Annotated in this window: 11 protein-coding genes; 3 read left to right on the top strand and 8 right to left on the bottom strand. The window is 51.0% G+C overall.

From position 1 onward, the window contains the following. Positions 1-5: 5 nt before the first annotated feature. On the bottom strand, positions 6-3,119 hold the full coding sequence (locus tag FPG75_RS03020) for a SusC/RagA family TonB-linked outer membrane protein (RefSeq protein ID WP_143305075.1): 3,114 nt from the start codon (positions 3,117-3,119) through the stop codon (positions 6-8). A gap of 565 nt (positions 3,120-3,684) precedes the next feature. On the opposite strand from FPG75_RS03020, the gene FPG75_RS03015 reads away from it, so the two are divergent. Both FPG75_RS03015 and FPG75_RS03010 read left to right on the top strand, forming a co-directional pair. Beyond that, a complete protein-coding gene (locus tag FPG75_RS03015) occupies positions 3,685-7,575 on the top strand; it encodes a Pls/PosA family non-ribosomal peptide synthetase (protein WP_201747873.1) in 3,891 nt (1,296 codons plus the stop codon). 11 nt (positions 7,576-7,586) lie between these two features. Next, a complete protein-coding gene (locus FPG75_RS03010; RefSeq protein WP_143305073.1) occupies positions 7,587-8,105 on the top strand; it encodes a GNAT family N-acetyltransferase in 519 nt (172 codons plus the stop codon). Positions 8,106-8,356: 251 nt separating this feature from the next. On the opposite strand, the gene FPG75_RS03005 is transcribed toward FPG75_RS03010, so the two are convergent. The 7 genes from FPG75_RS03005 to FPG75_RS02975 all read right to left on the bottom strand — a co-directional run bounded on the left by FPG75_RS03005 (position 8,357) and on the right by FPG75_RS02975 (position 18,654). Continuing rightward, a complete protein-coding gene (locus FPG75_RS03005; protein WP_143305072.1) occupies positions 8,357-9,616 on the bottom strand; it encodes a DUF2264 domain-containing protein in 1,260 nt (419 codons plus the stop codon). Positions 9,617-9,622: 6 nt separating this feature from the next. After that, positions 9,623-10,771 carry a glycoside hydrolase family 88 protein gene (locus FPG75_RS03000; RefSeq protein ID WP_236652713.1) on the bottom strand — a complete coding sequence of 383 codons (1,149 nt, stop codon included), beginning with the start codon at positions 10,769-10,771 and terminating at the stop codon, positions 9,623-9,625. 64 nt (positions 10,772-10,835) lie between these two features. Continuing rightward, positions 10,836-11,900: a LacI family DNA-binding transcriptional regulator gene (locus FPG75_RS02995; protein WP_143305070.1), complete on the bottom strand. Its 1,065-nt coding sequence runs from the start codon at positions 11,898-11,900 to the stop codon at positions 10,836-10,838. A gap of 36 nt (positions 11,901-11,936) precedes the next feature. Then, positions 11,937-12,698: an SDR family oxidoreductase gene (locus tag FPG75_RS02990; RefSeq protein ID WP_143305069.1), complete on the bottom strand. Its 762-nt coding sequence runs from the start codon at positions 12,696-12,698 to the stop codon at positions 11,937-11,939. Between the two features lie 30 nt (positions 12,699-12,728). After that, a complete protein-coding gene (locus FPG75_RS02985; protein ID WP_143305068.1) occupies positions 12,729-14,933 on the bottom strand; it encodes a glycoside hydrolase family 88 protein in 2,205 nt (734 codons plus the stop codon). 21 nt (positions 14,934-14,954) lie between these two features. After that, positions 14,955-15,797, bottom strand: a complete 843-nt coding sequence (gene kduI, locus FPG75_RS02980) for a 5-dehydro-4-deoxy-D-glucuronate isomerase (protein ID WP_143305067.1) — start codon at positions 15,795-15,797, stop codon at positions 14,955-14,957. Positions 15,798-16,689: 892 nt separating this feature from the next. Beyond that, the gene (locus FPG75_RS02975) at positions 16,690-18,654 is read right to left on the bottom strand and encodes a heparinase II/III domain-containing protein (RefSeq protein ID WP_161596642.1); all 1,965 of its coding nucleotides are present in this window, start codon (positions 18,652-18,654) and stop codon (positions 16,690-16,692) included. 291 nt (positions 18,655-18,945) lie between these two features. On the opposite strand from FPG75_RS02975, the gene FPG75_RS02970 reads away from it, so the two are divergent. After that, positions 18,946-20,592, top strand: a complete 1,647-nt coding sequence (locus tag FPG75_RS02970) for a UxaA family hydrolase (protein WP_143305065.1) — start codon at positions 18,946-18,948, stop codon at positions 20,590-20,592. Positions 20,593-20,694 lie beyond the last annotated feature (102 nt).

Below are 20,694 nucleotides of genomic sequence, written 5' to 3'. Positions count from 1 at the left end.
TCGGTTTAGAAATTAACATTAACACCTACTGTTACTGTGCGTCCGTTGGCAAGTGTGTTGCGGTCGATACCTTGTCCTGATGCATTATTACCGTTGGAAGACACTTCCGGATCGGGGCCTGGATACTTGGTCCATACCGCGAGGTTCTGGCCTCTCACGTATACTTTGGCGCCTGTGAGATGCGCCGCTTTGGTGAGCTGTTCCGGCAATGAATAAGTGATACCTACTGTGCGCAGCTTCAGGAAATCGCCTTTGAAAACGTTAGCGGATATCGCATAGGCGGAACCGTTAGAAACGTTGTCTCCATATACCACCATCGGGATATCGGTCTGGTCGCCGGGCTTCTGCCATCTTCTCAATACATCGGTGCTGTTGTTCCAGTAGCGCTGATCCCTCAAACCTGCGTTACTGCCATAATACACATAGAAGCCGGTTTGATAGGTGAGCAATACATTCAGCTCAAAATTTTTGTAACGGAATGTATTGTCAAAACCACCGAAGAATTTCGGATTGGTATTTTTATAAGGCTGTGCTGTTTTGGTACCAAGTGAAGGCGCGTCTTTACCATCGAGATAGAAGTAAGCGCCTTTCAGTGAGTTATAGATCTCGGCCTGGCCGGCAGGATTATACAGGATGCGGAAACCAGTGGCAGGATCTACGCCGCCGGAAGGCACTGCGAGGATCATGCTGGCCGGATAGCCTACCTGGTTCACAGAAGTCTGTTCCAGTGAGCTGGTAGAAAATGGAATAGAAGTGAGATCGCCGGTTAATGCCGTGATCATATTTTTATTGTAGGTGAGATTGAAAGACGTGTTCCAGGTAAAGTCTTTCTTGGCCACCGGTGTGGCGTTGATGGTCACTTCCACGCCTTTGTTGTACATAGAACCTACGTTGGCCGGGATGGTAGATGGTACGCCGGAGGAGGGCGGTGAAGCGAGGAACAGGATCAACCCGTCGATGTTGTTGTAATAGTAAGCTGCTTCTACATTCAAACGGTTTTTAAACATACCGAAGGAAAGGCCCACATCTGTTTTCTTGCTCACTTCCCATCCGAGATCGGGGTTGCCCGCCTGGTTGTAGAACAGCGCGCCGTTGCCGCCATAGAGTGTTGGTTTGTACAAAGACATAAAGTCGAAATCACCAAGGCCGGCGAAGTTGCCCACTTTACCATAGCTGCCTCTCAATTTCAGGCTGCTAAAGAGTTTGCTCAGGTTGCTATTTTCAAAGAAGCTTTCTTTCGCGATCTCCCATCCTGCGGAGAAACCGTAGAACACCCCTTTCTTATTATTGGTACCGAAGGCGGAATACTGGTCCTGGCGGAGGTTTGCGCCGAGGAAGTATTTTTCTTTATAATTATAGTTCAGGCGGCTGAATGCAGAAAGCAGGTAGTTTTCTCTGCGCAGTAAAGCTCTCGACAGATCAATGAGCCATCCGCCTTCGGTGTTGTTGAAATATTTATCAGACTGGTATTGTCTTTCCAGGCCATACCTTTCGCGCTGGTCGCGCTGTTGTTCGGAACCCAGCAGCAGGTTGAAGTTATGATCGCCAAAAGAGTGGTCCAGTTGCAGGGTATTGGTCCATACCCATCTTTTGGTTTGTGTGTAGATGCTGGAAGCATCGCCTTTGGAAGCACGGCCATCACCCTGGATATTGTTCAGGTAGATATCGTTGTTCAGCAGGATATAATCTGCGCCATACATAGTGCGGAGGGTCATCCACTCGAACGGTTTCAGCTGCGCATACACGTTACCCTGGATATGATTCGCTTCTGTATTGGAGTGATCCAGGTCCAGCAGCACTTTAGGATTATAGATACCTGTTTGTAAAGTGTTCTTGCCACCGCCGATGTTGGCGCCGTTGATATTATAGGTGCCGTCATTATTATAGGGAGAAGTGATGGGCGCCGTGAGAAAGGCCAGCCTGGCCAAACCGCCGGAGTTGAAGGCCTCTCCTTCCAGTGATCCGGAAGAACCGGATATCAGGCTCTGTTCATTGGAATACGCAAGTTTGGCGCCCAGTGAAAAGATCTTACCCATCCGCTGATCAATGTTGAACAACAGGTTTTTGCGGATGAAATCATTGCGCTGAAGGATACCTTGTTGTTTGGTATAGCCCGCAGAAAAATAGTAGTTGGTATTTTCTGTTCCGCCGGAAGCATTTACGCTGTGGCTCTGTGCTACAGCGTTTTTGCGGTAAACGATATCATACCAGCGGGTATCGATCATGTTGCCGTTTGCATCATAGTTGGGCACATACTGGTCTGTTCTGCCCTTGTTTTTCAGTGCTTCATTTTTGATCGTCAGGTATTCATTCGCGTTGAGCAACTTGGGTAAGCGGGTGGGTTGTGTAAAGCCTACCCAGCCATCATAGTTGAGGCGTACGCGGCCTGCCTTTCCCTTTTTGGTGGTGATGAGCACTACGCCGTTGGCTGCACGGCTACCGTAGATGGCAGTAGCGGCGGCATCTTTCGCGATATCGATCGATTCGATATCTGATGGGTTGATACTGGCGAGCGGGTTCAAAGGCGCGTTGGTAGAGCCTACATCACCGGTGAAGGTGGGTATACCATCGATCACGATGAGCGGGTAAGCGCTCAGCGACAAAGAGTTCGTACCCCTGATGCGGAATACCGGCGGGTTATTCACCACACCATTCGGCACGGTGATCTGTACGCCCGCAGCGCGGCCACCAAGGCCGGCTTCAAAGCTCTGTACCGGAAGTTCTGCCACTGCGGTACCCTTTACGGAAGCGATATTGCCGGTCACCTCTCTTTTACGTTGGGTGCCATAACCTACTACTACTACTTCGGAAATAGATTTGCTATCAGGTACAAGTGTTACGCTACCCAGGTTATTATCTGATGTGAGCGTGATGTTCTTCGCTTCAAAACCTACAAAAGATACGCGCAATGTTTTAGCGTTGGCAGGAGCGGCCAGGGTAAATTCACCTTTGCCGTTGGTGACCGTACCTGTTTTGCCGCCAGGCAAACTAACGGTCACGCCTTGCAGCGGATTGCCCGATTCGTCTGTGACACGGCCTGTAAGGGTACGATTTTGCGCCGACAGGGAAGATGCTAGCAATAATAGCATGCTGGCCAGCACGAGTAGAAATTTCCTCATGTTAGATTCAGATTTTGGTTGTGACTAAACTATATAATCAGTTCGACAGCTCGTTCTGCTACTGCGAATAGGTGAGCTAAATTTATAGAAATTTTTTCCGATTTAATAGCAATCTTCCAGATAAATATTTTTTCACGATAATATCGGAAAACATTCCTTCATTATGAATTAGTTATGTATTAATCCTTTCCGGCGGTTTCTCAACGTATATCCGTCAACGTTATCCGTCAACCTTTTTGACGTTTCTGTTGTTGTTCTACAGGCTGTAATGCGCTATGATAAAGATTTTTTAAGGCGATTATAAGCGTTTCATCTACTATAAAACGTAAATTTGCCCGCAACCTTTAATTTATATACTTTTTCGTGAATATGTTTGCGAACATCAGCATTGACGCGGTTTCAGGAATTTGTGCTTATCTTACGGGTAAGATTTTATTACCACGAGCAACACACGAGCGCCGCATAATGCGCAACAAAACAATCACGATCAAATTTAATTTCACCAATTTTCTGGCAGCAAAATATGAATGGTTATAGTACAGTCCTGGGACCCCAACGGCCGGATTTGATTCAACACGAAACCCTGGCAGATCTTTTTGCCCATTCGGTACAGCAGCATGCACAGCATACGGCGCTGATATTCCAGCACCAGTCGTTTACCTACGCTCAGCTCAATCACTGGAGCGATGCAGTAGCTGCCATGTTGCAATCAAAAGGCATCGGCCCCGGCAGCGTAGTAGGCGTATGGTGGCCCCGCGGCCCCGAATTGCATGCCGCCATTCTCGGCATCGTAAAGGCCGGCGCAGCCTATGTGCCGCTCGACCGTGAAATGCCCGCAGAACGTGTGGAAGGCGTACTCGCCGAAGTGAAAGCAGCCGCCTGCTTCAGCCAGGAACCATTGCAGCTGCAAGCCGCCATCCTCGCCGTACCGCCGGTACCCGAAGCGCAGGAGCATTTCACCCTCTCCGCAGGACCGCAGCCCGAAAATTTTGCCTACGTGCTCTACACCTCCGGCAGCACCGGCAAACCCAAAGGTATCCCCATCACCCATCAACAAATATGTCATCTCGTTAGAGCGGAACAAACCGTGCTCAATATCCGCCCTACCGATAAAGTATACCAGGGCTTCTCCGTATCCTTCGATATGTGGTGCGAAGAAACCTGGATCAGCTACTTTGTAGGCGCTACCCTGTGGGTGGCCGACGCTACCACCGCCAAAGCCATCGACGAACTCGGCGATGTGCTGAAACGCGAAAAGATCACCGTACTGCATGCCGTACCCAGCCTGCTGGCCGTAATGGAAGATAACATCCCTTCCCTGCGTCTCATCAACGCCGGCGGCGAAGCCTGTACGCCACAGGTGCTCGCCCGCTGGGCCACGCCGCCCCGGCAGTTCTATAACAGTTACGGACCTACGGAAACAACCGTGAGCGCCACCTTCGCCGCACTGAAACCCGGCGATACCATCACCATCGGTCACCCGCTGCCCAACTATAACATGGCCGTAGTGGATGAACAACTCAATCTCCTCCCGATGGGCGACCGCGGCGAACTCGTGATCACCGGCCCCGGCGTAGGCCTCGGCTATATCGATCGCCCCGAACTCACCCGGGAAAAATTTGTGGACAAACCCGCCTCCCTCGATGCCTTGCCCGGCAACCGCGTATACCGCACCGGCGACGCCGCCATCATATTACCGGATGGCAACATCGACTTCCAGGGCAGGCTCGACGACCAGATCAAATTACGCGGATACCGCATTGAACTGGGAGAGATAGAAAATAAACTGCACGATATTCCCGGCATCGCCGCAGCAGCGGTAGCCGTGAAGAAAGATAATAACGACCAGGATCAACTGGTAGGATATGTAGTGAAGGAAGATAACAAGGAGATCACCGAGCAAACCATGCGCACGGAACTTGCCAAAACACTACCTGCCTACATGGTCCCCGGCGTGATCGTTACGCTGGACGATATGCCGCGCCTGCCCAGCGGAAAGATCAACCGCAAAGCATTGCCGCTGCCAGCCGCCTTTGCACAGGAAGCCTCGCACGAAGCCATCGATCCGAATGCGCCACTGGCCGACAGGGTAAACGCCGTACTGGCCAAAGTATTCCCCGACCGCAAGATCGACCTGCAGGAAGATTTCTTCACCGATCTCGGCGGCCACTCCCTGCTCGCCGCCGCCTTTGTATCCAGGCTGCGCCGCGAAGGCAACGTGCCACAGGCATCGCTGAAAGATATCTATATCCATCGCCCGCTGCAAGCCCTCGTAGATACCTGGGCCGCACAAAAACAACCCGGCAAGAAAAAAGAACGCCAGTTCAATGAAGTGCCCTGGTGGCGCCATCTCGGCTGCTGGACCGCCCAAACCATCGCAGTACTTGTGATCTTCGGCCTCTTCGCCATGCAGATATTTCTCCCCTATCTCGGGTATTATTATATCGAACAGGCTACCGGCAAATTATCCTACGCGATCTTTACCGCTCTAGGGATGTTCTGCCTCCTCCCGCCTGTGTTCTCCGCTCTCATCATCACCACCAAATGGCTGGTGATCGGCAAAATGAAAGCCGGCGACTACCCGCTATGGGGCGCTTACTATTTCCGCTGGTGGCTGGTGAAAACCATGCAAAGGCTCATGCCTTCACAGTTCCTCAACGGCACGCCGTTATACCCTGCCTTCCTGCGTATGCTCGGCGTGAAAATAGCCCCGGACGCGCAACTCGGCGCAGTGACCATCGGCGCGGAAGACCTGGTGACCATCGGCAGCGATGTAAGCATCAGCTCACAAGCCGTGATCAACAATGCCTGGGTGGAAGACGGCCTCCTGAAATTACGCGCCGTACATCTCGGCGATCATGCTTATATCGGTAGTAGCGCCGTCATCGCCGGCGATACCGTAATTGAAGACTGGGGCGAATTACAGGACCTCAGCTACCTGCCCGCCGGCAGCACCATCGCCTCTGGTGAAGTATGGTATGGCAGCCCCGCGCAACTGAAAGTGAAAAAAGCAATCAGCGAACTGCCGCAACCACTGCCAGTTTCAAAGGCTACCCGTATGAAATACAGCGTCATCTTCTCGATGTTCCTGCTGGTATTTCCTTTCACCGTACTGCTGCCATTACTGCCTACCATCATCACGCTCAATCAGCTGGATAACGCTGCACCGGATTATAACTTCAACTATATGGTCATCACGCCATCACTGGCATTGAGTTATATTATCCTTTTCTCCTTACAGACTGTCGTGCTTACCCGCCTGCTGCAATGGGGCATCAAACCCGGTGTGTATCCCGTTTACAGCATGTTCTATGTGCGCAAATGGTTCGCCGATCAGATGATGTCATTATCACTCATTGTGATACATCCGATCTTCGCCACGATATATATATCTTCCCTGTTCCGCGCACTGGGCGCCAAGATCGGCAAGAATACAGAAGTATCTACCGCCAGCAGCGTTACCCATCCCCTGCTGGAAATCGGCGACGGCGCATTCGTAGCCGACGCTGTAACACTCGGCGAATCTGATGTGCGCGCACAGCAGCTCACGCTCGAAAAAACAATTATCCACAATACCAGCTTCGTAGGCAACAGCGCACTGATACCACAAGGTTATGTGCTGCCGGAAAATATGCTGATCGGCGTGTTATCCACACCGCCATCGAAAGAGCAGCTGGCCAGCAGCAATGCGCGCGACTGGTTCGGATCTCCGGCCATCGCATTACCGAGAAGACAGGAAAGCCGCTTCTTCCCGCCGGAACTCACCACCAATCCATCGCCGCAAAGGAAGCTGGCGCGCGGCATCGCGGAGTTTATCCGTATCCTCATCCCTGAAACAGTGGTGATCATCTGTAGCGTCCTGTTCATCGCCTATGGCCATGACCTCGTTACCGACAAGCCCTGGTGGATGATAGTACTGCAATTCCCGTTCTATTATCTTTTCTTCCTGGGCCTGCCCGCATTCATATTCACCGTACTCCTGAAATGGGTATTCACCGGCCGTTACAAGCCGCAACAGAACCCGATGTGGACCTCGCAGGTATGGCGCAGCGAAGGCATCACGTCTACTTACGAAGCGCTCTCCGTGCCATTCCTGCTCGAATACCTGAAAGGCACGCCCTGGCTCCCGGTACTGCTGCGCTTCCTCGGCGTTAAAACCGGCCGCCGCGTATGGCTCTTCACCACCGATATCACCGAATTTGATATGGTGGAAATAGGCAGCGATACCGCACTCAATGAAGACAGCGGCCCGCAAACGCACCTCTTCGAAGACCGCGTGATGAAGATCGGCCCCATCAAGATCGGCCGCAGAAGCAGCGTAGGCGCACGTTCCATCATCCTCTACGACAGCGAGATCGGCGACGATGTAAACCTCGCGCCATTGTCGCTGGTAATGAAAGGAGAAAAATTACAAAGCGGCACCGACTGGACCGGCAGCCCTATAAGGCCTGAATAAAATCATTTTCCATGATAACGTTAACGCCTGTACGAATAAAGGATCACTACGAAATGATCGCAGGCATGATGAAAGCCCTGCATGAATCGGAAAAGGCATTTTTCCATAAAACCGCCAACTGGCAAGAGATTGCCACCGATTATATGCAGCATGTGATAGAGATGCAGGAAGAATATGACGGCGCCTGCATCGTTGCCTACGTTGATCAACAAGCGGCAGGATTCATCTTCGCCTACGTAGAACCCTGCGATGAAAGCCGCATCGAAGACTATACCGGCGATACCCTCTATGTGTCTGACGGCTATGTAGATCCGGCTTTTCGCAGACAAGGTATCTACCGCAGCATGAATGAGGCGCTGGAAAAAATATATATCGATAAAGGCGTACGCCGCATCGTAAGATACACGCTCGCCAACAACATACGCATGCAGCAATTCCTCGCCAGCAAAGACTATGAACCGGTGAGGCTCGTCTACGAAAAATGGCTGACGCCTGACGGGGAAAATAGTATTCCGCTATTTAAGAAATAGCGACTGTTGTCTGGCTCAGGATTATAATGATTGAAAGGATTACCAGGATTTTTTTTATCAGGATTAATAAAGATTAAAGGAGATTGATGGAAAGATATTCGCGATAATAGCCCTTGAAGCGCTTTGAGCGCTTCAAGGGCTGGAACCTCGTTGATCTTCCCATCAATCTCCTTTAATCTTTATTAATCCTGATAAAAAAAAATCCTGGTAATCCTTTCAATCATTATAATCCTGAGCCAGACAACAGTCGCTTAAATATCAATCGCATGATCCGCTTTCACCCCGCTGCCGCCGTACACCTTCTTAGCCGTCCAGTCCTCTGATGGGGAGGTCCAGAAAGGATCTCCTGTGTGAAGTCCCAGCGGCAGGAAACCGGTGGTACAGAGGTAAAGGCTGCCGGTAGAAATATATCCGTCACCGATCTGCGGTTGATGGCCGCAGAAGCCGATCTGTAACCAGCCATTGGCATCAAAAGTGCCGGGAGTATCAAAAATGCGTTTAGCCATAGCCGTTAGTGCGCTTCTTACTTGTCCCGGCGATAGTGAAGGCGGCAATTGCCGTTCCAGCGCCAGTTGCGCGAGCGCCTGGAAAGCGCCGCTGCGGTAAGCCATAGAGCGCCCTACCACGGGGAAAGCGCCTTCGGGCGATATCTGGCGTTCCAGTATCTCGCCATAGCGCTGCATACGTTTTAGCTGCAAGGCATATTGTTCTTTGCTGCCCACACCTTTCTCTGCCAGCACCTTCAGGATATCGGTGAGCATCGGATGGATCACAAAGGAATTGTAGTAGTCGAAATGAAATTGTGCGCCATCGCCGTACATGCCGTCGCCTTTGTACCATTCCATCATTTTGTTGATGGCCAGGTCTACCGGCTGACGGTCCCATTCCGCGCCGAATTGCAGCAGGGCGGTTTCTATCATGGCGGCAAACAGCAGCCAGTTATTGTTGAAGGCTTTGATGCTGCGCAGGCTTTTCAATGCATCGATCACCTGTAGCTTGGTATGGCCGCTGGCGGGCTCCCACAGCTGTGTTGGCGCACGCAGCAGTCCATGCGCCAGGAAAGCGCCGTCCACCAGGGGTTGTGCATCGTACTTACCGGTGAAGTTCATATAGTCCGCTGAGGCCGGATTCACGGCATTGGCCAGTGCCAGGCGTGTAGCGTCGATCATTTGAATGCGTTGGCTTCCCTCTACCGTATTGTCGGGCCCTATTTCCAGCCAGGGCGCCAGGCCGGCCAGCGTGCGGCCAAAGGCTTCCAGGTAAGTGACTTTATCCACCGGCTTGCCATAACCCGGCGAAGTGGCTTTAGGCATCTGCCAGCGCAGCTGTTCCTTGCTCAAATGGTCAATAACGGGATGGCATATACGTAGTAACAGGTTCGCCAGGTAATCACGGTCAGACCCTTTGGGAGCAGCAGGCGCCGCGATATCATGAAATAGCCCTTTGTCGGTATGCAAGGCAGTGGCCGCGCCGGCCAGTGGTACTGCTTTCAGGAAATGACGTCTGTCCATCTTCAATTATTTAGCCCATTGTTTATAGCGCAACAAGGCCTCTACAAAATAATAATCTGCATAGGTGAGCGGCACATCTACTTCAGAATTGTGCGGCAGGGAACCTACGCTGTGCATCAATATAAAGTCGTTGTTCTCTCCTTCTTTAGCAAGGTAAGCAGGGCTGCACAGGCTGGCCAGCATTTTTTCTGCGGCGTTCCAGTAGCGTTTGCCATCTGCTTTATTCACATAGCGGCTCAGTTCCAGCAATGCGGATGCCGCTACAGCGCCGGCAGATGCGTCGCGCGGGGCATTCGGGATGCCGGGCGCATTATAATCCCAATAAGGGATCAGGTCTTCCGGCATGTTAGGATTACTAAGTATATAATCAGCAATATGATGAGCCTGATCGAGGTAGGCTTTGTCTTTTGTTTCCCGGTACATCATAGTGTAGCCATAGAGGCCCCAGGCTTGCCCGCGCGACCATGCAGAGCTATCCGCAGCGCCCTGGTGTGTTTTCTTCTGCAATACTGCGCCGGTAGCCGGATCATAATCTACGACGTGGTAAGAACTGTAGTCCGGACGGAAATGATGTTGGATGGTGGTATTGGCATGCGTTCTGGCAATATGCTCGAATTGCGCGTCGCCGCTCACTTTGGTGGCCCAGGTGAGCAGTTCCAGGTTCATCATATTGTCGATGATCACCGGAAATTTCCAGCTGCCATGATCCCATGATTTGATGCAGCCCACTGTTGGATTAAAACGGGTAGACAATGATTTTGCGCTGGTGAGCAGTACTGCTTTATAGGCCGGGTCTTTGGTGATGCGGTAAGCATTGCCGAATGGGCAATACATCATAAAACCCAGGTCGTGCGTTCCTTTGTTATTCTTTTCTTTTTCTACCAGCGCCATGCGCTTCAGGGCTTCTGCCTTGAAGGCCGGGTCTTTGGTGTATTCGAAGAGATACCAGTTGGTACCCGGATAGAAGCCGGAGGTCCACCATGAAGTATTGGAAGTGAGCAGGCTGCCGTCTTTGGTATTGGTGGTACGTGGCAGTACGCTGTCGGGTACATGCTGCATCATGTGTTTGTACTGGCGTGCAGCGAATTGCAAAGTGGCGTCTGCTTTTTTCAACAGTTCCTTATTGGCAATGCCGGACTGTGCATACGTTTGCATACATATGGCCGACAAAATAATGGCTATAAAAAAGTTCTTTTTCATCATCGTATATGCGTCTGAGTTAGGTCAATGCGGTTTTCTTTTTCTTGCTGCCTTTTGTAGCGCCGGCAGTGGATTCCCGGGCAATGAGCTGAATAGGAATGATCTCTTGTGAATAGCGGGAGGCGCCGGTTTGCCGGTTATTGATCAGGTCCATCAATGCAGCAGTTACCCGCTCGCCCATCATACCCGGATATTGATCCACAGAAGTGATTGGCGGCGTTACGATCTCGGTACGCGGATCATTGGAATACCCAACGATCTTGAGATCTTCCGGCACGCGCAGATTGATCTTGCGGCAGTACTCCATAATCGCAATGGCGGTGGTATCATTAGACGCGAAGATGCCATCGGGATATGGCTTTTGCGCAAATATTCTTTCACAGGCCGCCCAGGCATTATCGCGCGACAACTCCTGGTAAAAGATACGTTGTTTCTTAAACGGTAGCTTATGTTCCTGCAAGGCGTTCTTATAGCCCGCCACCCGCTCGCTGTAAAGGTTACAGGTGAGCGGCCCGGAGATATGCACAATATCTTTACATCCCTTCGAGATGAGATGCGAAGTAGCCGTATATCCTCCCAGGTAATCATCTCCCTTGATCACCTTCACGTTATAATCTTTCGGAACACGGTCAAAAAATACCAGCGGAATATTATTGTCTTTGAACACATCGAAATGCGAAAAATCGGTGGTGTACAAAGTGGTAGATACCACCAAACCGTCTACCCTGGCGGAATACAGCGTATTAACGAGGGCCACTTCCTGTTCATAAGAATCGTTCGACTGGCAGATGATCAGGTTATATCCAAACTCCTGTAATTTATTCTGGATGATGGTGCTGATGGCAGCAGGAAAAAACATGGAGATACGCGGCACAATGAGGCCGATAGTTTTGCTTTTGTTGTTGCGCAGCCCGGCGGCCAGTGCATTGGGGCGGTATCCCATTTTGCGGGCCGTCTTCTTCACGCGGTCTTTCGTACGTGCGCTGATGGCCGGATGGTCGTTCAGTGCGCGGGAAACGGTGGATACAGATAATTGCAGTTCTGCTGCGATATCAACGATTGTTTTTTCGGTACGTTTGCTCATTTGCCAATTACATTTTCCTGCAATGATTGAATGCTGCTATCTTCCCATCCAGCCGCCATCTACGGTGAGGATGGTACCGTGTACATAGTCGGAAGCCCGGGAGGCCAGAAATATCACAGGGCCAGCGAAATCTTCCGGCTCGCCCCAACGCCCGGCTGGTATACGTTCCAGGATGGAGGTGCTGCGTTGCTGATCCGCCCTCAGCGCGGCGGTGTTGTCGGTAGCAATATATCCCGGGGCAATGGCATTCACATTCACCCCTTTTGACGCCCACTCGTTGGCGAAAGCCTTCACCAATGAACCCACAGCGCCTTTGCTGGCTGCATAGCCCGGCACATTGATCCCGCCCTGGAAAGTCAGCAGTGATGCTGTAAAGATAATCTTTCCCTTGCCCCTGGCAAGCATGCCCTTACCGATTTCACGGGTCAGGATAAATTGCGCATTGAGGTTGGTATCTATCACCTGGTCCCAGTATTCATCGGGATGTTCGGCGGCAGGCTTCCGCATAATGGTGCCTGCATTGTTCACCAGTATATCGATCGCGGGTGCATCTTTCCCTACCTTTGCAATGAAAGCATACAAAGCCTTGCGGTCTGCAAAGTCGCACTGGTAGGCTTTGAAACGCCTGCCCAGCGCGGTCACTTCTTTCTCCACATCGCTACCGGTTAATTCCAGTGATGCAGATACACCGATGATATCAGCGCCGGCAGCTGCTAACGCTACCGCCATCGCCTTACCAATACCTCTCTTGCAACCGGTCACCAGGGCCGTTTTGCCATTCAGTTCAAATATATTCATCTCTAATAATAATTAATTTTTTCCGCACTGTTATTGCTTGCCGGTCATTTTTACGGTCACCGGCTGTTTTACGCGTTGTGCAAACGTTTCCAGGTAATTGAACCAGTCATCTGCGCCGGCAATGTATCCGCCCTTGCTCCAGGCTGCGCCAGTGTAGTACACATAAGGCTGATTGTTATTAACAGTACCGGGCGTGAACACATGTACCTGGTCAGTTTTCATACCGGTAACTGGCGCCGTAAATACGCATCCCAGGCCCAGCGTACCATCTTCTCCATGCGTGGGTTCCCAATAGCCCATCACGCCGGAGGTCTCATCCAGCAATACTTTGCCGGCTTCCTTGCGTTTTACGATACCGGTGATCACGGGCAACGAAGCGCCTTTGAAATGATATTGCACTTGTACTTTGTTGAGCTGCGAACCCGCATCAAGCGAAATGGTTTTAGTAACGGTAACGGCTACACCGCCAGCATCCCAGCTATCATAGGTGAGCGCGAAGGCGGTACGCAGCGGGCCATTGTCCAACGTTTTCCATTGACGGAAATTTTTAGGATAGTAGATGGTATCTTTTCCAACGGGGGCGTTATCGCCTGCGCCGAGGGTCATACCAACACTATAGAAATCAAGCCCCTGGCCATTATCGTGATGATAGTTATCCAATTTATACCAGGTATTGATCACCATCTCCGGCGTACGTTTCGCCCATACGTCAATACCGTGGGCCATTTCTTGCGGCGTCTTCTCCAGGGCGGGGCCATACATACGGAAAGCGATGCGGTCGTTCTCCCAGGCATAATCATCTTTACGTTCCGGTACAAAACGGCCATAAGCTCTGGCGGTAACAGCGCCAGGATCACCTTCGAGCACGGCGGCATGCACCGTAGCGCCAGGCGCCAGATTCAGCGCCAGCAGCACTTTCTGCGGCTCTTTGTTGCCTTCGTATAAGAGTTGATAAACGATAGGTTGCCCGCTAACGCTATTCACTATACGAAAATTCTTTTTTACATTTTTGGAGAGATGAGCAGTAAATTGCTGATAAGGTATCTCCACCATTTCATCCGGACGGTTAAGGCCCGTGTTGTTGACGATCTCAATATCTGCGACTGCATTTTTATGCAGATCATATTTGATCAGTTCTGCGCCGGCTAACAGGAACGCGCCTACGCCGTATACCTCCGTATCATCTGCGGTGGCGCTTCCGGGCGCTGCGCCGATGGCCTGTACAAATCCCAGTTTACCATTGGGATGCACGCAACTGGTGAGTGCAGCCCATCCTTTGTAGATCGCCGGCATAAAATCTTTTTCCGGCAGGATGCCATTGTTCACACCCCACATCAACGCATATACGTAGAAACCAGTACCGCTAGTTTCTTTGCCTTCGTAAGTAGCAGGATCGAGCAGGCTTGCATGCCAGGTGCCATCGGCGGTTTGCAGGGAAGCGATGCGATAGGCCATCTTCTTGAACAACTCCACAAAGCGGCTCCTGTTGGGATAAGTGGCCGGCATGTTTTCCAGCGTACGGGCGAGGCCGCCCATCACCCAGCCATTGCCACGGCTCCAGAACACTTTAGCGCCATTCTTCTCCCGCTTGGGGAAATAGCTTGCATCCCGGAAATACAAATTCTCTTCTTTATCAAAAAGAAAATCGGTGGTTTTCCACCAGAGCTTATCCGCTGTTTCGAGATAGCGAGGATCACCAGTGGCAGTGGAGAGGTAAGCTAGCGCGGGAGGGCCCATGAACAGGGCATCACACCAGGCCCACTCACGGTGATGAATACCGTTTTTCCAGTCGAGCGATTCCGTGTGCGGCGCCGCTACGATACTGTCGGCCAGTGCTTTGAAACGCGCCACCATCACAGGATCTTTATACACGCTGTAAAGTTGTGCGTATAGCTGACCGATGCAATACTCATCAGCGAAAAACCGGTCTGGTCCTGTGTTCCAGTTATTATCTTTTCCTACCTGCACCAGGCGGTTGATGAAATAAGGGTTATCTGTCAGTCGACTAAGCGCCACCATGCCGGTGTACATGGCGCCGTTGGTCCAGTTGGTTTGTGGATAGGCCCAGCCTTTGTTATCGATATTGCGCCATTGCCAGCTGGCTACTTTTTCCATCTGCGCGCGCACGCTGGGTGCGCTGAAAGTCTCGCTCAGCGAGTCTTTCGGCAAGGCATAAGCGGAGGGCGTATGTAAAAGCGCCAATCCGATCAAACTTCCTGCGATAATGTTTTTCATGATGCGGATGTTATCAGTTCATTAACGTAAATCAGTGATCTTGCAATGGTCCATGTCGCCATAGTCCAGGTTTTCGCCGGCCATACCCCAAATGAATGTATAGTTGCTGGTGCCTGCGCCGGCATGCACGGACCAGGGCGGAGATATAACAGCCTGTTCATTCTGCATCCAGATATGCCTGGTTTCCTGCGGCTGGCCCATAAAGTGGCAAACCGATTGCCCTTCCGGCACTTCGAAATAAAAATATACTTCCATTCTTCTGTCGTGTGTATGCGCCGGCATCGTATTCCACACGCTGCCAGGTTGCAGTTCCGTCATACCCATTTGCAGCTGGCAGGTTTCCAGTACGGAATTAACCAGCAGCTTGTTGATCGTACGGTGATTGGACGTTTCCAGGGCACCGAGCGTAACGATCTCCGCTTCTTTCTTCGATACTTTCCTGGTGGGGTAAGTATGATGCGCCGGAGTGGAATTCAGGTAGAATTTCGCCGGAGAGCTTTTATCCCTGCTATGGAAGATGACTTCTTTTTTTCCTTTACCGATATACAATGCTTCCTTAAAAGCAAGCTCGAATTTTTCTCCATCTACCTCTACAATGCCATCGCCGCCAACATTGATCATACCTAGTTCCCTTCTTTCAAGAAAGTAGCCGGCTTTCAACAGATCGATGGTTTCCAGCTTCAGTGGCCCACTTACAGGCATTGCGCCACCTGCGAGATAGCGGTCGTAATGAGTATGTACCCAGGATATGGTATCACTGGAAAATATTTTCTCTATCAGAAAAGCAGTTCTCAGCTGTTCTGTATTCATTTGTTTCACTTCCGCGGGGCTATTCGCATACCTCGATTCATAATATGTGCTCATATATTGCTGTTAGATGTTTTAGTAATTATTGAATTTTTTTTCTACCAATATTACGCCCCTACGGGGCGTGATGCTCTTGATAGCTATTTCTCTACCAATATGTCGCCCCGCTGGGGCGATATATTGGTAGACCATTTTTTTTGCTACAATCTGCCCCCATAGGGGCGATATATTGGTAGATCATTTTTCATCCACCGCAATCCGCCCCATAGGGGCGATATATTGGTAGATCGTTTTTCATATACCACAATCCGCCCCGCTGGGGCGATATATTGGTAGATCATTTTTTTTGCTACAATCCGCCCCCATAGGGGCGATATATTGGTAGATCATTTTTCATCTACCGCAATCCGCCCCGTAGGGGCGATATATTGGTAGATCATTTTTCATATACCACAATCCGCCCCCATAGGGGCGATATATTGGTAGATCATTTTTTATCCACCACAATCCGCCCCCATAGGGGCGATATATTGGTAGATCATTTTTTATCCACCACAATCCGCCCCCATAGGGGCGATATATTGGTAGATCATTTTTTATCCACCACAATCCGCCCCGTAGGGGCGATATATTGGTAGATCGTTTTTCATATACCGCAATCCGCCCCCATAGGGGCGATATATTGGTAGATCGTTTTTTCATCCGATACAATGATACATTCGTGGATCATATTCATCCGCTACAATACACCCCGTAGGGGTGATAGCTCGGTAGCCTCCGTTGTCGTCAACCATCATTCAGCTCCGTAGGAGCGATAGCCCGGTAGCGATAGCCCGGTAACACGTATCTAATCATCCACCATACCGCTTCAAACCCCAATTTAATGCAAACGTTTGCAATATTCAAACGCTATTTTTCAATTTCCGCTACAACCCGCTACCATCTTGTTTTAGCGGCCTTGTGTAAATGTGATGGTATGTTTGCCTGTCAGCTGCTGTTGCCGTGCACGCAAACTGATACGCGTTACACTGCTGCCCCATACGGGCGACAAACGCGCATCATTGATAGACTGCTGTTCAGTGATCACGGTAAACAAAGCGGGGGCGTAAGTCATAGTAAGTTGTGTACCTTCTCCTTTCAATATGATCTTGCCGGGGGTACTGGTATCCGCCGGCAGGCATGTCATGAAATGCAGCAGGTAAGGCGTATTCCAGCTTTTGAGCGCATAGTCTTCATCCAGTTGCAAAGATGCATTCGCTGGCGTGAAAGTGAAGGTACGTTGCCAACGTGCCACCATGGCGGTTTCCGGGTAGGCCGCAGCGATGTCCATCTGCAACACCTGGCCTTGTTTGTTGGAAGAGAAATGTACGTCTTTCGCCTGAAACTGCCTGCCATCCTTTTGTTGCACGCCGTTGATGGTAGGGCAGTTATGCCATTGCGACTGCATATACCATAACTTGTAACGGTCGGCACTGAAGGTTTGTTTGGTATAGGTGCCTACGCCCACATCAATGATGGCGGGCTTTCCATCCATATACAACACAAAATTGCCGACATCGTTATGGTTATGACTTTCAGCATTGTGCCCGCCCTGTGCGGCAAAGAACAAGCCTTTCGCCATACCTGGCTGTGAGCGCAAAGACAATACCTGTAAGCCCGGCAGCCAGTTCATGGTTGTATAAGGTGCGGCGGGGGTAGTCTGCAACAGGGAATCGCGCAGCAGCACGTCGTATACAAAGAAAGGTAATGAACCTGCTTTTATTTTATTAGTATCAGGATTATCGAGATGATAGAGATAGGCTGCAAACCTTTTCAGCAAAGCATCCTGGAAGAGTTGCCCGTAAAGGTACACCGTATGTGGCGGCGGGATGTTGATGGCAGAAGCATCTGCGAAATTCACAAAGCGGTTAGCATCTACATGCATCTTGTAGATATAGGCGCCGATCTCATGGATCAGCGGCTGGTGGCTCCAGTCGAGCCTTTGCTGCGAGGCGCTGTGCAGCCAGGATAATAGCTCTATCAGTTTGCCGCCGGCATGTCCCCAATAGGAAGGGCCTTCATCGCAGCCGCCATCTTCAGGATAGGCGTTCACGAAATTATCTGCGCTGCGGATTGTTTTCTCAATCACCTTATTTCGTGTATCCGTGTCCGTTACAGACAGCAAAGCTGTTTCGAGCACATTGGTATTGATCCATACATTCCAGTTATTGACGGTATGATTGCCCTGGAAGCCCATCCACCAGAAGTCGTTACGTTGCAGGAACGGCTCAACGATGCGGCGTTGCAGTTCATAGTTGATGCGTTTGTTGATGATGGGAGAATATTTGTCGAGCGCATCATGCAGGAGGAATTGCGTCCAGGCCACAGTGGCGGCTGTTTCGCCGGCGAAGAGGTCAACGATCTGTTCATTAGGATCGGGCAGGTCGGTGCCTGCTTTCTGCGCGCCCACATGCGCGGGCAGCACCCAGGAGCTCTCTTCCAGTATGGCCCAGAGACCATTCACGATCTGCGGGATATAGCGGCCATTGCGGGTGGCAAGCTCTCCTGCCACTAATGTACTGAGCACTTTACGTCGTTCGAACTGTGCATTTTCGTAGTTGGTGCGGTTACCATTGTCGCGGAATTGCAGGTACAGCGCGGCGGTGAGAGCCGGCCAGGTAAACGACATGGCCTGGTCGGCATCATGCGCGAGGGTTGCGCGGACCGCTGCCGGCAGGGCATCCACCTGTTGCAGGATGTGATGGTATTGAGATTGTTTCCAGTGATCCACCTGGCTGAAGGCCGCTTCGCCGCCGGCATGCTGCCATTCCTGGTACAGGTAGTTGCGCGGTGCAGGTCCCTGTGCCCGCAATGCCGCAGTGCCGGCCATTCCGGCCAGCAGGCAAACGTGGAATACGATACGCTTCAGCTTCATTCTGATGCAAGGTTTTAATTTGTCGCCCCGACAATTATCCCGGGGCGTATTGTTCACTGCTGCTAATGCATGCATTCAAAAGTATTTAAATGTCACAATAATTCAAACGTTTGCATAAAAAATATTTCTTCTTCGCTCAAAGGGCTGGTAATACGGTATTAACTAATGCTGATTCATTCGTAACTTGCCATACAACGCGATTTCAGCGGTTTGAGCAAATAGTCAAAATCTTATCATGGATTAATATTTTAGTATTACCAGCAGGAACCGTTATTTACTACTTTAGCTTTTATGAACGCTTATTTACAAATTCATCCAGACGATAATGTGTTGGTAGCCCTTCAGGACCTGCCAGCCGGAACCAATATCTCCTTTAACGGCCACCAGATCGAATTAAAGCAAAATATTCCTGCTAAACATAAATTCCTGATCAACGATATCAACAGCGGCGACGCCATCCTCATGTACGGCGTACTGGTAGGTAAAGCCACCAGGACCATCAGAAGCGGCGAAGGCATGACCACTGAAAATGTAGTGCACGACGCCAACGCCTTCCATGAAAAAGATGACAGCGAGCAATGGCAGGCGCCTGATGTGAGCAGATGGGCCAACCGCACCTTCATGGGTTATCATCGTGAAGACGGACAAGTTGGCACCCGGAACTACTGGCTGGTGATCCCCCTCGTTTTCTGCGAAAACAGAAACGTAAGCGTGATCAAAACCGCCTTCGAAAAAGGCCTGGGATTCGCGCCCGCAGAGGTATATAACGATCAGGTGCAAGACCTCGTATCACTCTACAAAAAAGGTGATCTCGACGCCATCAGGCAATATGAAGCAGGCAAGGTAACGGAAACGGATAAACGAAATACAATATTCCCGAATATCGACGGCATCAAGTTCCTCACACATGAGGGCGGCTGCGGTGGCACACGCCAGGACTCCGACGCGCTCTGCGCCCTGCTGGCAGGTTATATCCACCACCCGAACGTTGCCGGCGCCACAGTGCTCAGTCTTGGTTGCCAGCACGCGCAGGTATCCATCCTCATGGAATCAGTGAAAAAACTCAACCCTGCCTTCAGCAAACCGGTACTGGTATACGAGCAACAGAAGAGCCCTTCTGAATTTGCCATGCTATCAGCCGCCATCAAAGATACTTTCCTCGCATTGGTAGAAGCCAACAAACTGTCCCGCCAACCCGCACCGCTCTCCAAACTGGTAATAGGACTGGAATGCGGCGGCTCCGACGGTTTCTCCGGCATCTCCGCCAACCCTGCTGTAGGTCATACTTCCGACCTCCTCGTTGCATTGGGCGGCACCAGCATCCTTTCTGAATTTCCGGAACTATGCGGCGTAGAACAGGAACTGATCAACCGCTGCACTACCGACGAAATATCCGATAAATTCATCCGCATCATGCGTGCGTATGAAAACCAGGCCCAGTCTGTAGGTTCAGGCTTCTACATGAACCCCTCTCCCGGCAATATCAAAGACGGCCTCATCACCGATGCCATCAAATCCGCCGGGGCAGCGAAAAAAGGCGGCACCTCCCCCGTTACTGACGTGCTCGACTATACGGAGTATGTGACCAAACCAGGTCTCAACCTCCTCTGCACACCTGGCAACGACGTAGAGTCCACCTCCGCAGAAGTAGGCTCCGGCGCCAATATCGTACTCTTTACCACCGGCCTCGGCACGCCTACCGGCAACCCGATCGCCCCCGTCGTAAAGCTCGCCACCAATACCCGTCTTGCCACCCGCATGCCCGATATCATCGACATCGACACCGGCTCCATCATCAGCGGCCAACGCTCTATCGCTGAAATGGGCGAAGAAATTCTCGAATACGTGATCAAAGCCGCCAGCGGTGAAGTGCATACCAAAGCAGAACAACTGCACCAGGATGATTTCATCCCCTGGAAGCGCGGCGTAAGCCTTTAGGAGGATTTACGGATTTATTGATTTACGGATTTATTGATTTAAATAAAAAAGCGGAGATGAACAATGTTGTCATCTCCGCTTTTATTTAAATCAATAAATCCG

It is taken from the genome of Chitinophaga vietnamensis (assembly GCF_902167635.1).
Classification (GTDB): Bacteria; Bacteroidota; Bacteroidia; order Chitinophagales; family Chitinophagaceae; genus Chitinophaga; species Chitinophaga vietnamensis.
Note: the sequence above shows the minus strand (reverse complement) of the source record. Positions and strands in the feature narration are given on the sequence as shown.

Bases quoted from the DNA above. Each gene is read 5' to 3' on its own strand.
- FPG75_RS03020 (WP_143305075.1), bottom strand. From the start codon at position 3,119: ATGAGGAAATTTCTACTCGTGCTGGCCAGCATGCTATTATTGCTAGCA.
- FPG75_RS03010 (WP_143305073.1), top strand. From the start codon at position 7,587: ATGATAACGTTAACGCCTGTACGAATAAAGGATCACTACGAAATGATC.
- FPG75_RS03005 (WP_143305072.1), bottom strand. From the start codon at position 9,616: ATGGACAGACGTCATTTCCTGAAAGCAGTACCACTGGCCGGCGCGGCC.
- FPG75_RS03000 (WP_236652713.1), bottom strand. From the start codon at position 10,771: ATGCAAACGTATGCACAGTCCGGCATTGCCAATAAGGAACTGTTGAAA.
- FPG75_RS02995 (WP_143305070.1), bottom strand. From the start codon at position 11,900: ATGAGCAAACGTACCGAAAAAACAATCGTTGATATCGCAGCAGAACTG.
- FPG75_RS02990 (WP_143305069.1), bottom strand. From the start codon at position 12,698: ATGAATATATTTGAACTGAATGGCAAAACGGCCCTGGTGACCGGTTGC.
- FPG75_RS02985 (WP_143305068.1), bottom strand. From the start codon at position 14,933: ATGAAAAACATTATCGCAGGAAGTTTGATCGGATTGGCGCTTTTACAT.
- kduI (WP_143305067.1), bottom strand. From the start codon at position 15,797: ATGAGCACATATTATGAATCGAGGTATGCGAATAGCCCCGCGGAAGTG.
- FPG75_RS02975 (WP_161596642.1), bottom strand. From the start codon at position 18,654: ATGAAGCTGAAGCGTATCGTATTCCACGTTTGCCTGCTGGCCGGAATG.
- FPG75_RS02970 (WP_143305065.1), top strand. From the start codon at position 18,946: ATGAACGCTTATTTACAAATTCATCCAGACGATAATGTGTTGGTAGCC.